General features: G+C 29.9%; 21 protein-coding genes. 10 read left to right on the plus strand and 11 right to left on the minus strand.

Going from position 1 to position 21,963, the window contains the following annotated elements; translation table 11 throughout:
* Window positions 1-20 precede the first annotated feature (20 nt).
* A complete protein-coding gene (gene glsA, locus H3N56_RS03525) occupies window positions 21-938 on the minus strand; it encodes a glutaminase A (protein WP_185879929.1) in 918 nt (305 codons plus the stop codon).
* A gap of 181 nt (window positions 939-1,119) precedes the next feature.
* On the opposite strand from glsA, the gene gadC reads away from it, so the two are divergent.
* Complete coding sequence (gene gadC, locus H3N56_RS03530; RefSeq protein ID WP_185879930.1) at window positions 1,120-2,721, plus strand: glutamate:gamma-aminobutyrate antiporter; 1,602 nt, start codon at window positions 1,120-1,122, stop codon at window positions 2,719-2,721.
* Between the two features lie 104 nt (window positions 2,722-2,825).
* Window positions 2,826-4,154 carry an MATE family efflux transporter gene (locus H3N56_RS03535; protein WP_185879931.1) on the plus strand — a complete coding sequence of 443 codons (1,329 nt, stop codon included), beginning with the start codon at window positions 2,826-2,828 and terminating at the stop codon, window positions 4,152-4,154.
* On the opposite strand, the gene H3N56_RS03540 is transcribed toward H3N56_RS03535, so the two are convergent.
* The 5 genes from H3N56_RS03540 to H3N56_RS03560 all read right to left on the minus strand — a co-directional run bounded on the left by H3N56_RS03540 (window position 4,129) and on the right by H3N56_RS03560 (window position 9,295).
* Window positions 4,129-4,959, minus strand: a complete 831-nt coding sequence (locus H3N56_RS03540) for an NAD(P)H-hydrate dehydratase (RefSeq protein WP_185879932.1) — start codon at window positions 4,957-4,959, stop codon at window positions 4,129-4,131. The genes H3N56_RS03535 and H3N56_RS03540 overlap by 26 nt on opposite strands.
* Window positions 4,960-4,978: 19 nt before the next feature.
* Window positions 4,979-5,887 carry an N-acetylmuramic acid 6-phosphate etherase gene (gene murQ / locus H3N56_RS03545; protein ID WP_185879933.1) on the minus strand — a complete coding sequence of 303 codons (909 nt, stop codon included), beginning with the start codon at window positions 5,885-5,887 and terminating at the stop codon, window positions 4,979-4,981.
* 66 nt (window positions 5,888-5,953) lie between these two features.
* On the minus strand, window positions 5,954-7,156 hold the full coding sequence (gltS, locus tag H3N56_RS03550) for a sodium/glutamate symporter (RefSeq protein ID WP_185879934.1): 1,203 nt from the start codon (window positions 7,154-7,156) through the stop codon (window positions 5,954-5,956).
* A 100-nt stretch (window positions 7,157-7,256) separates the two neighbouring features.
* Window positions 7,257-8,453: a sodium/glutamate symporter gene (gltS, locus tag H3N56_RS03555; RefSeq protein WP_185879935.1), complete on the minus strand. Its 1,197-nt coding sequence runs from the start codon at window positions 8,451-8,453 to the stop codon at window positions 7,257-7,259.
* Between the two features lie 143 nt (window positions 8,454-8,596).
* Entirely contained in the window at window positions 8,597-9,295 is a 699-nt protein-coding gene (locus H3N56_RS03560) for a sulfite reductase subunit beta (hemoprotein) (protein WP_185879936.1), read from the minus strand.
* 87 nt (window positions 9,296-9,382) lie between these two features.
* Between H3N56_RS03560 and H3N56_RS03565 the strand changes: the two genes are divergently transcribed.
* The 8 genes from H3N56_RS03565 to H3N56_RS03600 are packed head-to-tail and all read left to right on the plus strand — an operon-like array spanning window position 9,383 to window position 16,745.
* A complete protein-coding gene (locus H3N56_RS03565; RefSeq protein WP_185879937.1) occupies window positions 9,383-10,312 on the plus strand; it encodes a MoxR family ATPase in 930 nt (309 codons plus the stop codon).
* 9 nt (window positions 10,313-10,321) lie between these two features.
* Window positions 10,322-11,128, plus strand: a complete 807-nt coding sequence (locus tag H3N56_RS03570) for a DUF58 domain-containing protein (RefSeq protein WP_185879938.1) — start codon at window positions 10,322-10,324, stop codon at window positions 11,126-11,128.
* Between the two features lie 2 nt (window positions 11,129-11,130).
* Window positions 11,131-11,835: a hypothetical protein gene (locus H3N56_RS03575; RefSeq protein WP_185879939.1), complete on the plus strand. Its 705-nt coding sequence runs from the start codon at window positions 11,131-11,133 to the stop codon at window positions 11,833-11,835.
* Window positions 11,828-12,742 (plus strand): VWA domain-containing protein, encoded by a 915-nt coding sequence (locus H3N56_RS03580; RefSeq protein ID WP_185879940.1) that lies wholly within the window; start codon window positions 11,828-11,830, stop codon window positions 12,740-12,742. Before H3N56_RS03575 ends, H3N56_RS03580 begins: the two co-directional genes overlap by 8 nt.
* Before the next feature lie 9 nt (window positions 12,743-12,751).
* Window positions 12,752-13,711, plus strand: a complete 960-nt coding sequence (locus H3N56_RS03585; RefSeq protein ID WP_185879941.1) for a VWA domain-containing protein — start codon at window positions 12,752-12,754, stop codon at window positions 13,709-13,711.
* On the plus strand, window positions 13,704-14,183 hold the full coding sequence (locus H3N56_RS03590; RefSeq protein ID WP_185879942.1) for a hypothetical protein: 480 nt from the start codon (window positions 13,704-13,706) through the stop codon (window positions 14,181-14,183). Before H3N56_RS03585 ends, H3N56_RS03590 begins: the two co-directional genes overlap by 8 nt.
* A 9-nt stretch (window positions 14,184-14,192) precedes the next feature.
* Window positions 14,193-15,530 (plus strand): BatD family protein, encoded by a 1,338-nt coding sequence (locus H3N56_RS03595; protein WP_185879943.1) that lies wholly within the window; start codon window positions 14,193-14,195, stop codon window positions 15,528-15,530.
* 21 nt (window positions 15,531-15,551) lie between these two features.
* Window positions 15,552-16,745 (plus strand): ABC transporter permease, encoded by a 1,194-nt coding sequence (locus H3N56_RS03600; protein WP_185879944.1) that lies wholly within the window; start codon window positions 15,552-15,554, stop codon window positions 16,743-16,745.
* Here the strand turns inward: H3N56_RS03600 and H3N56_RS03605 are convergent.
* The 5 genes from H3N56_RS03605 to H3N56_RS03625 all read right to left on the minus strand — a co-directional run bounded on the left by H3N56_RS03605 (window position 16,742) and on the right by H3N56_RS03625 (window position 21,936).
* Window positions 16,742-17,281, minus strand: coding sequence for a hypothetical protein (locus H3N56_RS03605; RefSeq protein WP_185879945.1), 540 nt, complete (start codon window positions 17,279-17,281; stop codon window positions 16,742-16,744). The two genes, H3N56_RS03600 and H3N56_RS03605, sit on opposite strands and share 4 nt — an antisense overlap.
* Window positions 17,282-17,377: 96 nt before the next feature.
* The gene (locus H3N56_RS03610) at window positions 17,378-18,991 is read right to left on the minus strand and encodes an AbgT family transporter (protein WP_185879946.1); all 1,614 of its coding nucleotides are present in this window, start codon (window positions 18,989-18,991) and stop codon (window positions 17,378-17,380) included.
* Window positions 18,992-19,213: 222 nt separating this feature from the next.
* Window positions 19,214-19,645 carry an MOSC domain-containing protein gene (locus H3N56_RS03615; RefSeq protein ID WP_185879947.1) on the minus strand — a complete coding sequence of 144 codons (432 nt, stop codon included), beginning with the start codon at window positions 19,643-19,645 and terminating at the stop codon, window positions 19,214-19,216.
* Window positions 19,646-19,721: 76 nt separating this feature from the next.
* Window positions 19,722-20,765 carry an aldose epimerase family protein gene (locus H3N56_RS03620; protein ID WP_185879948.1) on the minus strand — a complete coding sequence of 348 codons (1,044 nt, stop codon included), beginning with the start codon at window positions 20,763-20,765 and terminating at the stop codon, window positions 19,722-19,724.
* Entirely contained in the window at window positions 20,749-21,936 is a 1,188-nt protein-coding gene (locus H3N56_RS03625; protein WP_185879949.1) for an ROK family transcriptional regulator, read from the minus strand. The genes H3N56_RS03620 and H3N56_RS03625 overlap by 17 nt, the downstream gene beginning before the upstream one ends.
* Window positions 21,937-21,963: the final 27 nt, after the last annotated feature.

Consider the following 21,963-nt stretch of genomic DNA (forward strand, 5'->3'; position numbering starts at 1 on the left):
TTAACGAGGTTCTACTTTTTTTATAGAATTGATACTCCTAAAATTTCAACAACGTCTTTCATAACTTTTATACCTGCAGTACTATTTCCTTTTGGATCAAGTGGAGGAGAAAAAGTTCCTATTCCATATTTTCCAGGAACAGTAGCTAGTAATCCACCACCAACTCCTGATTTTGTAGCAACTCCAACTTCAACAAGGTATTCTCCACTTTCATTATAAAGTCCACAAGTTATCATAAGACCAGTAATAATTTTTGCATATCCTTCTGGCATTACTCTTTCTCCAGTTGATAAAACACCGTCTCTGGCAAAGAACATTCCAATTTTAGCAAGAGTTTCAGCAGTTACGCTGATAGAACATTGTTTAAAATATACATCTAGAATAGCATCTACATTTCCTTCAATATCTCCATATGATTTCATATAATATGCAAGAGCCCTGTTTGTATCTCCAGTTTCTTTTTCGCTTAAATATATATCAGAATCTAAATAAAGACTATCGTCTTCACTTATTTTTTTCATAAAATCTAATACTCTATTAAATTTTTCAACTGGATCATTTCCTTTAATAAGAGATGCAGTTGCAATAGCACCAGCATTTATATATGGATTAGAAGGTCTATGTAGTGGACCAGTTTCTAATCTTTTAATTGAATTAAATGCATCACCAGTCGGTTCTTGACCTATTTTTCTAAAAACACCTTCAGGTCCATTATCCAATAGAGCTAAAGCCAGAACAATAGTTTTAGAAATACTTTCTATCGCAAATCTTACGTCGCAGTCTCCAGATTTCATAATAGTACCATCTTCAGATACGATTACAACTCCTAAATTATTTGGATTAGCAGATGCTAATCCAGGAATGTAAGTTGCAACTCTACCTTCCTTTGTATATACACGATTTTTTTCGATAATTTTATCAAGTTCAATTTGAGTCATTTATAAAACCTCCTTGTAAATTTATAGATGAATATTTTTACTAGATAAAATTTTGAATTCCTTTTTAAATTTTTTTTTCTTTTTTAAGAGGAAAAAAATACTTTGTAGTGAATACAATATGTGAAATTAAATGGGTCGCTTGGGACGGGACGACTCGAAATATTTTTAAGGAGGAGTTTTTATGGAAAGTGCTACAAAAGTTAAAAAGCAACTTACATTATTTGGATTTTTTACGATAACGGCTTCAATGGTTATGGCTGTTTATGAATATCCATCATTTGCAACTTCAGGATTCTCATTGCTTTTCTTCTTATTATTTGGTGGATTTTTCTGGTTTATTCCAGTTGCCTTATGTGCTGCAGAGATGGCTACAATTCCTGGTTGGCAAACTGGAGGAGTTTTCACATGGGTTTCTGGATCTTTAGGTGAAAGATGGGGATTTGCGGCAATATTTTATCAATTTTTTGAAATAACAGTAGGATATATTCCAATGCTTTATTTCATCAATGGATCGCTATCATATGTTCTCGATTGGCCAGAACTTAATACGAATCCTCATATAAAATTGGCTGTGATTTTAGTTGTATTCTGGATTTTAACTTTCTCACAATTAGGTGGAACTAAGTATACAGCAAAAATTGCTAAAGTTGGATTTATTTTTGGTATTGTTATTCCTGCTCTTATACTTATTGGATTAGCACTTGCTTATATTTTAGGTGGAAATCCAGTGTATATGGATGTTAGTTGGAAAGCTTTCTTCCCTGATTTTACAAAAATTAACTCATTAGTTATTCTAGTTTCATTTATATTAAGTTATATGGGTGTTGAGGCTTCGGCTTCTCATGCGAATGAGATGGCTAATCCTAGAAGAGAATATCCAATTGCTATATTTGTATTAGTTATAGTTGCGATTGTTTTAAGTGCGGCAGGAGGTCTTTCTATCGCTGCAGTAATACCTAATTCAGAATTGAATTTAAGCTCAGGTGTAAATCAAACTTTTGCGGCATTAATTAATCATTATGGTTCAGGTTTAAATTGGATAGTTAGAATAATTGCTGCATTCATTGGACTTGGAGTGTTAGCAGAAATAAGTGCTTGGATAGTTGGACCTTCAAGATCAATATATGTTGCAGCTCAAAAAGGTATATTACCTCCAATATTTAAAAAAGTTAATAAAAATGATGTTCCAGTTCCATTAGTAATGTTCCAAGGAGTAATAGTAACAATTTGGGCAATTATTTTAACACTTGGTGGTGGAGGAAATAACATGTCCTTCATGACTTCTATGTCATTAACAGTTGTTATTTACTTGATGACTTACTTCCTACTATTTATTGGATACATCGTATTGGTATTGAAAAGAAAATCTACAGATGCCCAAGCTGGATATGAAATTCCTGGTGGAGTAGTTGTTAAGTCTGTAGTTGCTGCAATTGGATTAATTGTTTCAATATTTGCCTTCATTATTTCTTTCTTCCCACCATCAAATATACCTGGTGGAAATACAGGAGAATATGAAACTATATTAACAGTTGGATTTTTAGTAGTAGCAGTTTTACCATTTATAATTTATGAACTTCGTGACAAAAAGAATGCGACAGGAATTGAGCCAGTTAGAATAACAACTGAAAATGCTCCTGAGAATCATTTCTTTACACATCCGAAAGCTAGAGGAGAGTTCCATGTAACTCCACAAAAACCAGAGGATGTACTACAACAAGATGATACACCTCCAACATCAGTACCATCAACTAAAGTAGATGACACAACTCCAAAATCATAAATAAAAATTGAATAAATATAACATAAGAAGTGAACTTAAAAGTTCACTTCTTATATTTTTTGTAATAATTTATGATATAATATTCAAATAAAATAGGGGGGGTTATGAAAGGGAATTTAAAATCAGATAATATAGCGGCACTTTTTTTTAAATATTTGATTCCATCGGTGGGTGGAACATTAGCTTATGGCGTTCTTATATTTATTGATACTGTTTTTATTGGAAGAGGAATTGGAAGTTTAGGATTAGCAGCACTTAATTTATCACTTCCTGTATATACTTTGGTGGCCTTTGGAATGATGCTTGGTATGGGAGGAGCTACAGCAGCATCTATAGATCAAGGAAAAGGAGATTTTGAAAAAAGGAATCAGACATTTTCTTTATCCGTATTTCTAGGGATAGCATTAAGCATTGTACTATCTATAATTTTAAGTCTCAATTTGGAGTGGATATGTCGAATTTTAGGTGCTGAGGGAGAAACCTATGAATTAACATATGATTACTTAAATGTTATTACAAAAACTTTAATCTTATATATAATGCCACACGTTATTAGTAGTTTTATAAGAAATGATAAAAATCCAAAATTAACAATGATAAATCTTCTGGTATGTGCATTTTTTAATATAATATTGGATTATCTATTTATTTTTGTATTTAAGTGGGGAATGTCAGGAGCAGCTCTTGCTACAGGAATAGCTCAGTTTATGGGACTTATGACATTATTGACACATTTTAAAATGCCTCAAAATACATTGAAATATGTAAAAACTAAGATAGATTTTACAATTATTAAAAGAATAATAACAATAGGAGGATCAAGTTTTATAAATGAGATAGCAATGGGAACAATTATTTTTCTTTTTAACTACATGTTTAATAAATATTTAGGAGAGAATGGAATAGCTTCCTACGGAATAATATTAAATATAAATTTATTAATATATTTAGTATTTTCTGGGATATCACAGGGTGCTCAACCAATACTGAGTATAAATTATGGTGCTGGTCTTTACACGAGAGTTAGAGAAACATTGAGACTAGGAATAAAAGTAAGTTTAGTTTGTGGAATATTTTTTTATATAAGTCTTCTTATTTTTAGAGACCCTGTAATTCTATTATTTACAAGAAATAATCCAGCAATATTAGAAATAACAAAAGTAGGGTTTCCTATATTTTTCTTAGGGTCAATTTTTACTGGATTAAATTTGGCTTTGGGAGGTTTTTTTCAATCGATAGGAAATGGAAAAATAGCTTCTATAATAAATATTATGAGGGGATTTGTTCTAATCGCTTTAGGACTTCTAATTTTACCGAAACTTTTTGGTGTTATTGGAATATGGTCTGCTTATCTTGTATGTGAAGTATTAACTTTTATTTTGGCAACTGTATATTATAAAAAATTTTTTAAGAAAAAAAATCTTTCATTATAAATGGGAAACTCTCTAAAATATGAGTCGGATTCACACAAAACATTGATTTAGATAAAACATCCCCAGTTAGACCGTGGAAATAGACTGCTAGGATAGAGGCATAAAGGGGAGAATAGCCCTGAGAAATGAAAGAGCCAATTATACCAGACAAAATATCACCCATTCCTCCATTGGCCATACTGCTATTTCCTGTGGAGTTTATAAAAATATTATTTCCATCTGTAATAATTGTTCTATGATCTTTTAGAATAAGAATTACATTGTTTTCTTTTGCAAATTGTATTGCGATATCTACTTTATTTTTTTTTAAGTATTCAATAGAAAAATCTGTGAGTCTAGAAAATTCTCCAAAATGTGGAGTTAGAATCACAGATTTTTTTTCTTTAAATTTTAGGAGCGATTTTTTTAGAACATTTAAACCATCAGCATCTATTATTAATGGAGTTTCAATGCTTTCTATAATATAATCAAGAAGCAATTTAGTCTTTGGAGTTGCACCCATTCCAGGACCGAAGACTAAGCAACTACATTTTTTTAATAAATTTTTAAAATTTAAACAATCTTCAATTGATATAATCATAGCCTCATTTAGTTTAGTGCTCAAAACGTCAAAAACTTCATTAGGAGTTGCTAAAGTCACTAATCCTGAACCTGATCTTACTGCTCCGAGCGCTGAAAAATATGCTGCACCAGTAAAACCTTTACTTCCTGCAACTATAAAGGTATGACCATAGTCACCTTTATAACCTTCAGGAGCTCTTGGAATATAAATTTTTTTTATGAAATTTTCATCGATTTCAATCATAAAATCACATCCTTAAAAATTACTTTTTAGTACTTTTTAAAGCCTCTCTTATAAATCCCTTATGTAGTGATAAAATTGCCATTGATTCCTGAGGAGAAAATCCTGAAAGAATCATAAAAATAGCAGTTTTACAATTGTTATCACACTGTTCTAAAGCATATGTAGCCTCTTCTTCAGAAACCCCAGTAGCTTCCATAACAATTTGTTTTTGTCTTTGAACTAATTTATTATTTGTAGCTTGAACATCAACCATAAGATTACCAAAAGTTTTTCCAATTTTAATCATAGAAAGTGTTGAAAGCATATTTAAAATTAATTTTTGAGCTGTTCCAGATTTTAATCTTGTTGATCCAGTTATAATTTCAGGTCCAACGATTGGATTGATTGCAATTTTAGAAATTTTAGCAATCTCAGAACAGGGATTACAGCTAACTGAAACTGTTATAGACCCAATTGAATTTGCGTATTCTAGTGCTGATAAGACATAGGGAGTTCTACCAGATGCAGCAATCCCTACTAATATATCTTTTTCACTAAATTTTATCGCTTTTAAATCTTCAATTCCAAGCTCTCTGTTATCCTCTGCTCCTTCAACTGCATTTTTAATTGCATAATCGCCTCCAGCAATTATTCCTACCACCATTTCAGGGCAAGTTCCGTATGTCGGAGGGCATTCACTAGCATCAAGGATTCCAAGTCTTCCACTAGTTCCGGCTCCTATATAAATTAGTCTTCCGTTATTCATAAAAGATTTAGATATTTCTTCGACTGCTAATGCTATGTTAGGTAATTCTACTTCAATAGCACTTGCAATTTTTTTATCCTCGTTATTCATAATCTTAGCCATTTCTAAAGTTGAAATATTATCGATATTTGTACTATTTTCATTTCTAGTTTCAGTAGCTAAGATATTTAAATCAATTTTCATTGTTCCTCCATAGTGAGCTCTTTTAATTTTCTTATAAACTACTATGAAAAAAACGAAAAGTCAATATTATGCAAAGAAATTAATAAATAAAGTAATTATGGTAGCATTTGTAAAATCTATAAATAGTGCTCCAACAAGTGGAAGAACAAAGAATGCTCTTGGAGATGGACCATTAACAGTAGTAAAAGATTCCATATTTGCCATGGCATTAGGTGTAGCACCCATTCCAAATCCGCAGTGACCAGTTGAGATAACAGAGGCATCATAATCTCTACCCATTACATTAAATGTTACATAGTAAGCATAGATAGCCATTATTACAGTTTGAACAAGTAGCATAACTATTAGAGGTAGTGCAAGAGCTGCAAGTTCCCATAATTTCATACTCATAAGAGCCATTGCTAAGAAGAATTGTAATGAAATATTTCCAATAACGTTAATTCCATGCATAGGAAGTTTCTTTTGATTAGTATCAGCAATATTTCTAATAACAGCAGCAACTAGCATTGGACCAATATAGGCAGGTAAAGTTATACCGATATATTTAAATACAGGACCTATAAATCCACCAATACCCATAGAAATAATGATATAAACTAATGATTCAAATAAAATTCCTTCATTTAATTCATTATGTTTAGCTTCATTATTTAAAAGATTTTCATCTGAGAAGTCGAACTCTTCCTCTTTATTTCCAACTAAATGATTCTTTTGCATAAGTCTTTTAGCAACGGGACCACCAATCATACATCCAGCAACAAGTCCAAAGGTAGCTGCAGCGATAGCAACTGAAGTCGCACCAGTCGCACCAGCGGCTTCAAGAACAGGTCCGAAAGCTCCTGAGGTACCATGTCCACCAGTTAATGGAACGGAACCAGCAGCAATTCCAATAAGAGGATTTAAACCAAAGAATTTAGCCATTCCAACACCTGCAAGATTTTGTACAATAACAAGTCCAGTAGCAACTAAAAGAAATATGAATACCTGAATTCCTCCTTTTTTTAGCATACTCAAACTGGCCGCAAAACCGATAGTTGTAAAGAACGCAACCATAAGTAAATCTTTTAAAGAACCGTCAAAACCAAACATAAATGACTGAGTAACATAACCAACTAGAGCTAAAAGAGAAAAGATTACTCCTCCTATAACCGGTGTAGGAATAAAGTATTTCTCAAAAACTGGAACTTTACTTTTAATGTATCTACCTAATAGGAGTAAAATTACCGCGATTGCCAGAGTCTCAGCCATATTAAATTTGTATTCAAACATAAAAATCCCTCCCTAAAAAAAAATCTAGAGACACACCGGTATGGTAGGCCTCTAGATATATAATTCTTATTAAGAATAAAAATCCTTTTTAATTTTATTATTATCCGAAAATATTTATAAAGAAAGTGATTATAGTAGCATTTGTAAAATCTATGAACAGTGCTCCAACAAGTGGAAGAACAAAGAATGCTCTTGGAGATGGACCATTGGCAGTTGAGAAAGATTCCATATTTGCCATAGCATTAGGTGTAGCACCCATTCCAAATCCACAATGTCCAGCTGACATTACAGAAGCGTCATAATCTCTACCCATGATATTAAATGTTATGAAGTAAGCATAAATACCCATTATAGCAGTTTGAACAAGTAGCATAACTATTAGAGGTAATGCTAGAGCTGCAAGATCCCATAGTCTCATACTCATAAGAGCCATAGCTAGGAAAAGTTGTAGCGAGATATTTCCAACAACGTTTATTGAATGCATAGGTAAAGGTGTCTTTTTAATATCAGAAATATTTCTGATAACAGCAGCAACTAGCATTGGACCAATATACGCAGGTAAAGTTATTCCTAAATTTTTAAATACAGGACCTATAAATCCACCGATACCCATAGATAAGATTATATAAACAAGAGCTTCAAATAGAACTCCTTCATTTAAATCATTTTTTCCATCATCTACTAAAGCTTCATCTGAATAAACAATAGCTTCTTCTTCATTTCCAACTAACTTATTTCTTTGCATAAGTTTTTTAGCAATTGGACCACCAATTACACAACCAGCAACAAGACCGAAAGTAGCAGCGGCAATTGAAACTGACATAGCTCCAGTCGCTCCAGCAGCTTCAAGAACAGGTCCGAAAGCTCCAGAAGTACCATGTCCACCAGTTAGAGGAACAGATCCAGCAGCTATTCCAAGAAGTGGATGAAGACCAAAGAATTTAGCCATTCCAACACCTGCAAGGTTTTGAATTATAACCAATCCGGTAGCAACTAGTAAGAAAATGAATACTTGAACTCCACCTTTTTTCAACATACTTAAACTTGCAGCAAAACCGATAGTAGTAAAGAATGCAATCATAAGTAAATCTTTTAAAGAACCGTCAAAACCAAACATAAAACTTTGAGTGTTATACCCGATTAGAGTGATTATAGAAAAGATTACTCCACCAATAACTGGCGCCGGGATAAAGAATTTTTCAAAGAATGAGATTTTGCTTTTAATGAATCTACCTACAAGAAGTAAAACAACAGCGATGGCTAAAGTCTCAGCCATATTAAATTTGTACTCGAACATATTTTGTTCCTCCCTTATGAGTTGTTAAAGTGTATTTCATAACAATTATTGTTATAATATATATTAGCTCAATGTAATGAAAATGAACAATTCAAAATAAATATGGGCATTATATATTTCGTAAATACAGTTTAAAAAAGCTATTAATTACAGATATGTTCTAAAATATGTTCGTATCCTATTCTTTCTATCATGTTTCCGAACCGTTCGCCACTAATACCATTGTCAATATAGTAATTTAAACACTTTTCAATAACCTCTTCAGCTTCAGAAAGTGAATAAGTCTTTGGAAGAAGTTTACCAAATATTTGACTTTTTCCACTAAGTCCACCGATTCTTATTTCGACCCTACCCAATTCAACACCTGTTAATCCAACATCGGCAACAGTGGGTCTAGAGCAATTATTTTTACAACCCCCTACAACTATTTTAAATTTATTTGGAAGTTCAGTATAGTGATATCCGATATAAAACTTTTTATTAAAATGTTCTGTAAGAGCTTCAGAATCATAAAGCCCTGATCTACAAATTGAACCTTTACATGTTAAAATAGCACGAACTTTTTTACCAGTTCCTCCAATGTCTAAACCGACATCGGCAAGTTCTTTTTTTACAATCTCTAAATTTTCATATTTGATAAACGGAATTTCAATTCCTAGCCTTTGTGTTAAATAAAACTTCCCTCTTCCGTATTTTTCTGCTAATTCTGTTATTTTGTTTGAAGTTTCTGTAGTTAAAATTCCACAAGGAACTATTATTCTAACAGCAAAATTTATATTGTCTCTTAGAGGTATAAACCCTTGTTCTCTGAGTGTTCTTTTTAATTCTCTAGTTATTTCCATAATTTTTTCCTCCCACTTGCAAAAATAAATGTAGTAGGAGTATACTATGTTATCTCTAGAAATCAAGTTTAAAATCAGGAGGAAAAGATGAAAAGAATTAAAACTCTAAAAGAAGAAGTTTCTAAAAAAGTTATTGGACAAAATGAAATGGTAGACAAAATACTTATAGGAATCTTAACCGGGAATCATATTCTTTTAGAAGGACTTCCAGGTCTTGCGAAGTCTTTAACTGTAAATACGCTTGCAGAAACATTGGGACTGGATTTTTCAAGAATACAGTTTACACCAGATTTATTACCTAGTGACATAATAGGAACCGAGATTTACAATGAAAAAACAGGTGAGTTTCATGTGAAAAAGGGGCCAATATTTGCTAATATTATTTTGGCAGATGAAATAAATAGAGCACCTGCAAAAGTTCAATCAGCACTTTTAGAAGCTATGCAAGAGAAACAAGTTACCATAGCAAATGAAACATTCATTTTAGATAAACCTTTCATAGTTTTAGCTACACAAAATCCAATTGAGCAAGATGGAACTTATCAACTACCAGAAGCTCAGCAAGATAGATTTTTGATGAAAGTAAAAATAGATTATCCAACTCGTGAAGAAGAGAAGAAGATATTGGATTTATTAACAGGAACAATAGATTATTCAGATTTAAAAGTTGAAAGTGTTTTAAATAAAGAAAATTTAGAAGAGTTAAGAAAAAAAGTTAAGGAAGTATATATTGATGAAAAACTTTGCAATTATATTTTAGATATAGTTTTTAAATCAAGAGAAAAATCTAACTATATTTCATGTGGTGCCTCTCCTAGAGCGAGTATAGCTCTTGTAATAGCAGCAAAAGCCAATGCATTCCTAAATGGTAGAGATTTCGTTATGCCAGAAGATATTAAGAGGATTATTTATGATGTACTGCGTCATAGAATAATTCTAACTTATGAAGCTGAAGCAGAAGAAAAAACAGTAGAAAATATAATTGATGAGATTTTAGATTCAGTAAATCTTCCTTAGGAGTGAATTATGGAAAAAAAAGAACTATTAAAAAAAATTAAAGAGATAGAGATTAAATCTACTATGCTTGCTAATAGTATTTTTTCGGGCCAGTATCATTCTTGTTTAAAGGGGAATGGGATTGAGTTTTCTGATATAAGAAGATATTCACCTGGAGATGATGTAAAAAAAATAGATTGGAAAGTAACTGCAAGACAGAGAAAAGCTTATGTGAAAGAATTTGTTGAAGAAAGAGAGCTAGCAATTTTTTTATTAATTGATATGTCTCTTTCAAATCAATTTGAAAATAAAAAAAATCTTATAACAGAATTAAGTGCTAGTTTGGCTTTTAGTGCTAATAAAAATGGAGATAGAGTGGGAGCTCTTTTTTTCACCGATAGAATAGAAAAGTTAATCCCTTTAAAAAAAGGGAAAAAACATACTCTATCAATACTTGAAAATATTTTAACGTTTGTTCCATCTGGTAAACAAACAAATATATCTTTAGCTTTAAAATATTTTGGAAAAATTTTTAAAAGAAGATCTGTAGTGTTTTTAATATCTGATTTTTTAGATAAAGATTATGAAAAAGATTTGAAGATATTGGGGAATCATCATGAAATTATACCCATAAAAATTAGTGATAAAAACTATGAGCAACTTCCAAGTGGTGCTATTTTTACACTTGAAGACTCAGAAACAGGAGAGAGAATAGTTATAGAAAATTATTCTAAAGATATAGAAATATGTCAAAGCAAATTAAAAAATTCCGTAGAGGTATATACCGATGGTGATTATGTGAAAGAACTTTCAAAATTTTTTAAAAGAAGGAGATAAGCATGATTAGAATAATTATTTTATTTTTATACATGTCTCTTTTTCTTGTAGGTAAAACTTATAATATTGGAGACAAAATAGACCTAAAAGTTAAAGGTCTTGGTGAAGATAAATTAGCAGAATCTTTTAAAGATTGGGATGTAGAAAAAGTAGAAACGAAAGATGGATATACGACAATAAGTTTTAGAGGTTATAATTTAGGAGAAAATGAGATTATTTTAGGAGATAAGAGGTTAATCATAGAACTAAGCCCAACTACTACTCCAGAGGAAGTGGAGATTTATCCAGATTTTCAAGATAGTGAAAATAAATTTTATCAAAGAGAAATTCCCTATTTAGCTATATTTTTTATACTTGTGGCACTCACTTCATTTGGAACACTTATATATGGAGTAATTAGTGAAAGAAATAAAAAACCGGATGTAAAATTTTTAAAGGGAATGTCCAAAGTAAATGAGATAAACTGGAAACAAAATTTAAGTTTATTATTAAGAAGTTATATAGATGGAGTTTATAATACTCATTTTTTAAGTGGAAATTACGAAGTCGTGGGTGGGGTTTCAGAAGAGGAATTAAATTTTTTGAATGAGTTAGATTATTTAAAGTTTTCTCCAAATAAAGATGGAAATTATGAAGATTATAAAGAAAGAACAATGAGAATATTTGAAAAAATAAAATTAGAAAAGGAGAGAAAGGGGAATGTTTAAATTTGCAAATATTGAATTTCTACTACTTCTTCCTGTTTTAGTATATTTATTTTTAAGAAAAAATAATGGAGCGATAAAAGTTCCGGGGATAGATAATATAAAAAAATATGGAAAAAATACAAAAAAACATTGGATAGGAAAATTTTTTATTTTTTTATCTTTAGTTTTTATGACTATTGCTTTAGCTAGACCACAAGAACAAACTGAAAATAAACAAATTAAAAAAAATGGAATAGATATAGTAATTTCTTTAGATCTTTCTCGTTCTATGTTACAACAAGATTTTTCTCCAAATAGACTAGAAAAAGCAAAGGAAATTTTACAACAATTTATAAATAAAAGAGGTAATGACAGAATATCGTTAGTTGTTTTTGGTGGAGATGCATATACAAAAGTTCCACTTACTTTTGACCATTCTGTAGTGAAAGATATAACGTCAAAAATTAGTGTAAATGATATAACAAGCAACAATAGAACGGCCATAGGGATGGGATTAGGAGTCGCCTTAAACAGACTTAAAAACTCAAATTCAAAATCTAAAGTTGTGATACTTATGACAGATGGTGAAAATAATTCTGGTGAAATGAGTCCTCTGGGAGCAACTCAAATGGCCAAAGAAATGGGAATTAAAGTTTATACGGTTGGAATAGGAGCAAGAGAAAATGAGATAGATGAAAATTTATTACAAACTATGGCTGATGAGAGTAACGGAAGATATTTTAGAGCTAGAAATCAAAGAGAATTTTCAGAAATCTTTAATGAGATTGATAGACTAGAAAAAAGTAGTATAGAGAGTAGAAATTTTTATGATATACGTGAGCTATATGAACCGTTGTTAAAATTAGCACTAATATTTTTAGTAATTGGAGTTTTATTTCAATATTTCATTTACATAATAATACCTTAAGGAGGAGAAATGGAGTTTGGAAATTTAAGTAGTAAAATTTATGTTATTATTCCATTTCTTATTCTTTTTCTAATGGGATATGGAATGAATAAACGTAAAAACATATTGAGAAAATTGGGATTTATAGAAAAAAAGTGGGTTAAAATAATAAAGATACTTGGAATGAGTTTAGGATCTTTATTTGTAGTAATTTCTCTACTATCTCCTCAAAAATTAAAAGAATCTGAGAAGATAGAAGTTGAAGGAGCTAATTTATATGTACTTATAGATATTTCTCGTTCTATGATGGCCAAAGATAACTATCCGAATAGGTTAGAGGGGGCTAAACGTTCTATCAAAGAAATATTAATTGGTTTGAAAGGAGATAGAATAGGATTTATTCCTTTTTCTGATAGCGCTTATATTCAAATGCCACTGACAGATGATTATTTTATGGCAAATAGTTATGTCGATGTAATAGACGGAGAGCTAATTTCAGGAGGAGGAACAGAACTCTTAGAAGGGCTTCAACTTGCCGAAAAATCATTTGAAGAAAGCGGTATAAAAGAAAAAAATGTTCTTATAGTTTCTGATGGTGGTGAATATAGTGAGCAAGTTATTAAATTTTCAAAAGATAATGGGATAAAGGTATATGCCTTAGGAGTTGGGACAGAAGAAGGATCTGTAATTCCAGGTACAAATGGATTTATTAAAGATGAAAATGGAAATGTAGTAATAAGTAAGTTGAATGGAAATTTTTTGAAAAAATTATCAGAATCAACAGGTGGAACTTATCATGAGGTAAATAATTTAAAAGATGGAGTATCAGATTTTTTAAAAGATATCAAAGGGTTAAGTAGAAGAAATACTCGTGAAGAAGAAATTAAAATTTATGAAAAATATTATCAGTATCCACTTATTATTGGGATAATCTTTATTTTAATAGGTTATTTTACCAGAGGGAAAATAAGAGAGGAAAAGTATGATTAAAAAAATAATTTTAATAGTAATAACAGTTTTATCTTTAATATTTGGATTTATTTTAATGAAAAATTGGTTAAATCCTTTAAAAAGTTTAGGATATATTAATTTTTTAGAGGGGAACAAACTTGTAAAAGAACAAAAGATAGAAGAATCTTTGGAGAAATACAAAGAGGCCATGAAGACATCTACTGATTTGAATATAAAAAAAAATTATGAAATAGTTCTTAGGAAGAAAGAAAATCAAGAACAAAAAGAGAACCAAGAACAAAAGGAAAATAAAGAGCAGAAAAATGAACAGGAACAAAAAAATGAGCAAGAACAAAATAGTAACCAAAACCAAAATCAAAAACAAAATAGAAAAGAAGAGGAATTAAAAGCTATTTTACAAAGATTAGAAGGAAATGAAAAACAAGCTTTAAAAAATAATGAAAGAGTTCAATCCAATAATGAAGAAAAAAAATTAGAAAATAGATGGTAGGGAGATCAAATGAAGAATAAATATATAATTTTAATTTTTCTTTTAATATTTCAATCAAGTTTTTCTGAAATATTTCTAAGCGTAAATAATGAAAAGCCTTCAATAAATGAAAGTTTTAGAATGAATATAGAATTTATAAATTCAGATAAAGATGATTATAAAATAGATGGGATAGAAAATTTCCATATTATTTCTAAAGGATCACAATCTAGTTATAATATGATAAATGGAGATTTGACCATTAAAAAGTCTGATACTTATATTCTAAAAGCTAAAAGTATAGGAAAAACAACACTACAAGTAGTTTCTAAAAAAGAAAAATCAAATGTTATATCCATGGATATTTTAGAAAATGAAAATAGTAATAATAGTATATTAAATCCAAAATTTAATTTAGAAGATATAATAGAATCTAGAAATTTTTATTTTGGAGAAAAAATAGCATTTGAAGAAAAATTTACAAGTACCGTAGGAATAGAAAGATTCGAATACATTAAAAGACCAAATTTTAATGAGATTTCAGTAAAAGAAATCACTAAAATGGATGCAAGAGGAAGTTATCCACAAAAAAGAGTGATGATAAATGGTAGAGAGGCTGTTGAAATAGTTTTATTTGAAGGAATATTAGAGGCTAATTCCAGCGGAGAAAAAAATATAGAAGGTGGACAAGTTATGGTTGTTGAAAGTGATGGTCAGTATCCTTCATTTTTTTCTACTACTACACCCGTTTACTTAGGAGATAAAAATATTAAAATAAATGTTTTACCTCTACCGGAAGGACAACCATCCAATTTTAAAAATATTGTTGGAAAAATTAAATCAGAAAGTTCTTGGAGTTCAGATTCAATTTCTTATGGAGAGGCTGTAACTCTTAATTTAAAACTTTCAGGAGTGGGAAATTTAGAGCAATTAGATAAGATAGTAGCATTAGCTGATCCTAAATTTACAATTTATGATAGTGTTAAAGAGTATAAAGAATCAATAGTTGATGGGAAATTTTATAATGAAAAAACATACGAAGTTGCTTTTATTCCAAAACTTACGGGAAAAGTTAAAATCCCAGACATCAAGATAAATTATTTTAATACTGAAAGTAAAACGTATGAAGAGTTAGTGATTAAGGGAAAAGAAGTAAATATATCTGGAACTCCAAATATGCAAAAAGTTATAGAACCTCAAGAAGCTGAATCTAATAATAAATTAGAAAAAGTTGAATTAAAGTTATTAGAGGTAGAAAAACAAAGTAATCCTAATCCATATAAGTTACTAAGTTTTATTTTAGGAATTGTATGTCTTTTAGAATTTTTAGTAATAATAGTAATGAAGTTTTGGAAAACTAAAAAATAATAATAATTGGTGGTGAAAATATTGAGATATGAAATTAAAATAGCACTTGAATTTTTAAGATACAGTAAGGGTCAAACGATATTTATAGTATCGGCTATCGCATTAGGAGTTGCTGTTCAAATTTTTATATCTAGTCTTGTTTCATCACTACAGGTGTCCTTGATATACAGGATTTTAGGGACAACTCCTCACATAACTATTAATAGTGGAGATACTAGAGACGAGTTAAGAGCTAAGCAAAATATACTTGGAAATTATGGGAATATATCTTTAGATAGGGATAGAATACCAAATTATGAAAAAATTATGGAAGTTCTTTCTGAAAATGATGAAATTAAACTTATAGTTCCAACTGTAGAAGGAAGTGCAATATATAAAACAACCGGAAAAAATGCAAATTTAAATGTAGTAGGAATGGACTTGAAAAATGGGGATCCTCTTTATAATATAAAGGATAGAATTATAGAAGGGAACAGTAATATATATTCAAATAATGTTTTAATAGGGGTTAAATTCTCCAGAGATTTTAGAGTTGATTTAGGAGATCAAATCACTTTAACTCTTCCAAATAGCCAAAAGGAAGTGGTAAGAGTAGTTGGGATATTTGATTTAGAAAATCAAGGGGTTAATAAAAGTATGGTTGTCATGGATATAGATAGGGCAAAAATCATTTTTGGAAAAGTTGGTTATGTTACAGATATAAATATTCAAACTAAAGATGTTTTTAAAGCTGATAGTGTATCAAGTAATATAAAGGATATTTATCCCGAGTTGGAAGTAACATCTTGGACGCAAGATGGAGCAGCTTTATTAAAAGCACTCCGATCACAAACCGATTCCAGTATTGTTATTCAATCAGTTGTAATGCTTGCTACCGCTATGAGTATTTCAAGTGTACTTATTGTGACAGTTTTACAAAAGATCAAAGAAATTGGAATTTTAAAAGCTATGGGAGCAAAAGATAAATCTACTGGAATGATATTTTTAATTCAAGGTGGACTAATTGGTTTTTTTGGATCAGTATTAGGAATTATTTTTGGAAAATTAGTAATTTCCTCTTATACCTATTTTGCAAAACCAACGTTTGTTATTTTGGTGAGTAATGAAAAAATAGTAATAATTTTGATTATTTCTACAATAGTTGGGATTTTATCTGGAATTATTCCAGCACTTCGATGTATGAAGCTTAGTCCAATAGAGGTTATAAAAAGTTAAGAATGTTCTCTATTTGCTATTTCTTCAGATTCAAAGAAAACGTTTGCTAAAACATAGACAGAAATCAATGAAAAAAATAATTGGAATATTGAATAAGATGTTGTTAAAGACATCATTCCAGATAAAAATGAAAAAAGACCATAAGTTTTAATTTTTTCTAGTCCTCTAAATTTAGTTATTATAAGCATAAAAGAATAGATAATTTGTAAAATTCCAGTAATGCCAAAAAATATATGTCCATAATTTGATATAAAGTCTAAAAATTCATTATGAAATAATATATCAAAAAAAGTAGTGATTGATTTAATAATAACAAAAATAATTAAATAAAAATCAACCTTATGATATAGAAATTTTTGATTAAGTATTTTTTTTAAATCCAATAATATACTTATGGAAATTATTGTTCCAGTTAATGTAACGGCTGAAAAAATAGGCTTATTTTTAGCTGCTAAGAAGCTCAATATAACGACAAAGATATATAAATAACACATTAGAGCAGAGTTATTATAACTTTTTGGGATTTTCCATTTCATGATTCCACCTCGATTTAATTTCTTATAAGTTAATATACAACAATAATAAAAAAATCCCTCTTGAAATTTTTCAAGAGGGACTTTTTATTATTAGCACTATAAGAACATTGAAACTCCAGGACCAATTGGTAATCCAAGGTAAGTCCAAGCTACGAACATTATAGTCCAACCAATTAAGAACATGATTGAGTATGGAAGCATCATTGCTATAATAGTTCCAATTCCCATATCTTCTTCATTCTTAGCATATTTAGCCGCAAATCCAACTATGATTGGGAAATATGACATAAGAGGAGAAATTATATTTGTAGTTGAATCTCCAATTCTATAAGCTAATTGTGTATATTCTGGAGAAAGTCCAAGTTCAACGAACATCGGAACAAATACAGGAGATAACATTAACCATTTTGATGAAGCTCCACCAATAAATAGGTTAACAAAAGCTGTTAAGAAGATTAATCCTACAGCAGCCCAAATTCCAGAAATTCCAAAACCTTTCATAACATCAGCAAGTTTAACCGCAATTACAATACCAATATTAGATTTTGTAAATACATAAACGAATTGAGCTGAGATGAAGATTATAACGAATACTTGACCACAAGAAGCCATAGCAGAAGTTAAAGATTTTATAACATCTTTGTGTGTTTTAACAGTCTTAGCAGCGATACCATAAGCAAGACCTGGTATGAAGAATGAAAGCATTAGTATAAATACAATTGAATCTCCAAAGAAAGGTTTTAATAATTCCATTGTTCCAGGTTGTCTGTTATTATCAGCTACGAATTTTGCAACTTCAGCTTCTGTAAGCTTTAATATTGCATTATCAGGTAAAACCATAGCAAGAACTAAACAGATGAACATAACAGTTACAACACCAGTAACTCTTAATCCAAATCTTTCATTTTGGTTCATTTGAGAATTTAAGTCAACTTCAAGTTTAGGACCAGTATAAGCTCCTAGTCTTGGTTCAACAATTTTATCAGTTAAGTAAGCTCCAACTATTGTAATTAAGAATGTAGATGCAAACATAAAGAAGAAGTTAGCAGTTGGATCTACTGAATATCCAGGTAAAACTATTTGTGCTGCAGTAGTAGTAATTCCACCAAGTAAAGGATCAGTTGTTCCGATTAATAAGTTAGCTGAGAATCCACCAGATACTCCAGCAAATGCAGCCGCAATACCAGCTAATGGATGTCTTCCAAATGAAGCAAATATAACAGCTCCTAAAGGAATTAATACAACGTAACCAGCATCAGATGCAACGTTTGACATAACACCGGCGAAAACAACAATAGCAGAAACTAATTGTTTAGGAGTAGAAAGTACTAATTTTTTTATTAGAGCATTCATAAGTCCTGTTCCCTCTGCCAGTCCTACACCAAGCATAGCAACAACTATTGAACCAAGAGCAGCATGTCCAGTAAAGTTTTTAACAACAGTTGAAAGAATTCCTCTCATTCCAGATCTTGTTAAAAGATTTTGAACAACAGTAGTTTTTTGAATAACTCCACCTGTTGATCTAGAAATTTCTTGATATGAAACTGAAACCCCCATTTGAGATAAAATTCCTGAAAGAATAATTGTAATTACAAAGAAACCAAAGAACATTGCAACAGGATGTGGTAATTTATTTCCAGCAACCTCTACAAAGTTTAAGAATTTAGCAAAAAATCCTTGTTTCTCAGTAGTTTTAACATTTGATGACATTTGAATCCCCCTTTAATATTGTGTAATGAGATGTTTAGTCTGTAAATAATACATAATTATTACATTGAACTTAGCCTAAACTATACTATAAAAGGTAAAAAAAATCAATAAAAATGTTAAAAAAATGGATTTTTTGTTCTGAAATACATACAATATATAGTTAGCATTCATTTTATAAATAAAAAAAGAAGAAGAATAATTAATTCTTCTTCAGAGTTCATTTTAAGGAATTAAATTTACATTATTGCCAGCAGTTATTACTCCACCTTTTAAAACACGAGCAAAAATTCCTTCTCTAGGCATTATACAATCTCCAACTGTATAAAAAATATTACAACGAGTATGACACTCTTTTCCTATCTGAGTAATTTCTAAAATAGAATCATTTATTGAAAGTTTAGTTCCAACAGGTAACTTTGAAAGGTCTATTCCTTGAATTATAAGATTTTCACCAAAATCTCCATCACTAACTTTTCCACCTCTATCTCTAAAATCATCTATTTTTTCTACAGCTAAAAGACTAATCTGTCTATGCCAATCTCCGGCATGAGCATCGTCTTTAAAACCGAAATTTTCAATTAAAGTTCCATATTCTACTGGTGTTTTTCCTGTTCCTTTTTTTTCGCTGATACAAACAGCTAAAACTTTACACATATTGTCCTCCTGAGTCCTTTGTAATGATATAGGGCTATTATACCATTTATTTTTATTATCAGAAGAATTTATTAAATTACTTAGATGCAGAAAATTTAAAAGTTGTTTTTTGTCTATAAGGAATTTCGGGAGTATAAAGTTTGATATTTTCTGGTGAATAGTTAAATATGTCCGGAATATCTTGGGTTTCTAAACAGAATCCTAAATGTTTACTTCCCTTAAAATTATCATAAATAGTATCTACGGTATCTAAATAGTTTCCAGTATATATAACAACAATTGGTTGATCAGTTATAAATTCAAGTTTTCTTCCACTATCTTTATCAAAAATCCACCCATCTATCTCTCTATCTTTTGATAGTATAAAAGGATGATCATATCCACCATTTACAATTTTAACTTGTTCGTGATTTGAAGTTAAAGCTCCTTCAAAAAGAACAGATTCAGCAGGAGAGTAGAATGCTTCATCTTTACCAATTTGAATAGGGAGTGTTTCATCGTTAACTTCTAAATATCCATTAGCATTTAAATAAATTTCTTGTTTTAAAATATTTTTTTTCAAATTTCCACTTAAGTTAAAATAAGTATGATTTGTTAAATTTAAGTATGTTGTTTTGTCAGTTATTCCTTCATAATCTATTGTTATATCTCCATCTTTAATTATATATTTTACTGTGAAGTGAATATTTCCTGGAAAACCTTCTTCTAAATCCGGGCTGAATGTTTTTAAAGTTATAATAGCTATTTCATCAGAAACCTCATAGGTAGACTCCCAAACTCTATTGTGTAGACCATTAATTCCACCATGGATATTATTTTTACCACTATTTTGTGCTAAATTATATTTTTGATTTTCGATTTCAAAACTAGCACCACCAATTCTTCCAGCATTTCTACCAACAATACATCCAAAATACGCAGAATTTTTTTCATATTTTTCCATGGTGTTAAAACCTAATACTATATTTTCCCAGTTCCCATATTTGTCAGGAGTAAGCAACTTTCTAATAATTCCACCATAAGATAATATTTCAACTTCTAAAATATTAGTTTTTATTAAATAACTTTTAACAATCTCACCTTTTTTTGTTTTCCCAAAATCACTAACACTTACGTTCAATTAAAACACCTCCAATATATTTATCTTTAAACATTCTATGAATTACAACTGCTAAAGAAGAGTAATTATGTATTTTATCAAAAATTTTAGAAACAACAATTTCACAGTTTTGCTCTTTTAAGATAACTTTTTTTAATTCTAAATTTAAAGTGTTAAGTAGTAAACTCTCTTCGAAAATCTTACCAACTAAAACAATTTTTTCTGGATTAATAAAGGATATAATCATATCGATAGCATGAGCTAAGGTAGTTACAGCTTCCATTGAAGCTTTTGTGCTTAAAAAATCTCTTTCTTTTACAGCAACAAGAACATCCTCAATGGTTATTGTTCCATTTTTATGAAGAGTTTCCTTTAGAAAACTATAATTGTTAAGTTTAATTTGAGATATTATTTTATTTATTATAGCTGAATTTGACGCTTCAGCTTCTAGACATCCACGTTTACCACAAGAACACTTTCGAATACTAGTTCTATCCATTATTATATGGCCAATTTCGCCGGCTATGAACCCATGACCAGAATAAAGATCGTCATTTAAAAAAATGCTGCTTCCAATTCCTTCACTTATATTTAGAAGAACAAAGTTTTGATTTTTTTCACAGTGTCCAAACATTTTTTCAGCAAGAGTCATTGCTCTAACATCATTTTCTATAAGAACTGGAAGGTTAAATTTTTTTTCAAAAATATCCTTTATTTTTATATTTTTCCATTTGTAGTGAGGAGAAAATATTGAGGTGCCATCTTTTGAATTAACAAGGCCATTTAAAACAAGAGAAATGATAGAAATATTTATATATTTTTTTAAAAGTTTTTCTGAGATTTTTGTACTTATAGATAAAACATCTTCATTCTTCGAAATACTGTGACTTAAAATTTCTAAAATATCTCCCTTTATATTTCCAACAGTAAAAAATATTTTAGAAGGGGCAAAAGAAATTCCTAAAATACAACCAAAATTTTGTTCGTTTATTGTTAAAAAAATTGGTCTTCTTCCACCTGTGGACTTTCCATAATCTGTTTCTTTTAAAACTCCTAATTCAATAAATTCTTTTATTATTTTAGATATTGCAGCAGGTGTGAAGTTTAATTTTTTGGCTAAATCAATTCTAGATATATATTTACTTTTTTTTACTATTTCTAAAATTTTCATTTGAGTATCATTGATAATCATAAAATCTCCCTAAAAAATAATTGTATA

It is taken from the genome of Cetobacterium sp. 2A, assembly GCF_014250685.1.
Taxonomy (GTDB): Bacteria; Fusobacteriota; Fusobacteriia; order Fusobacteriales; family Fusobacteriaceae; genus Cetobacterium.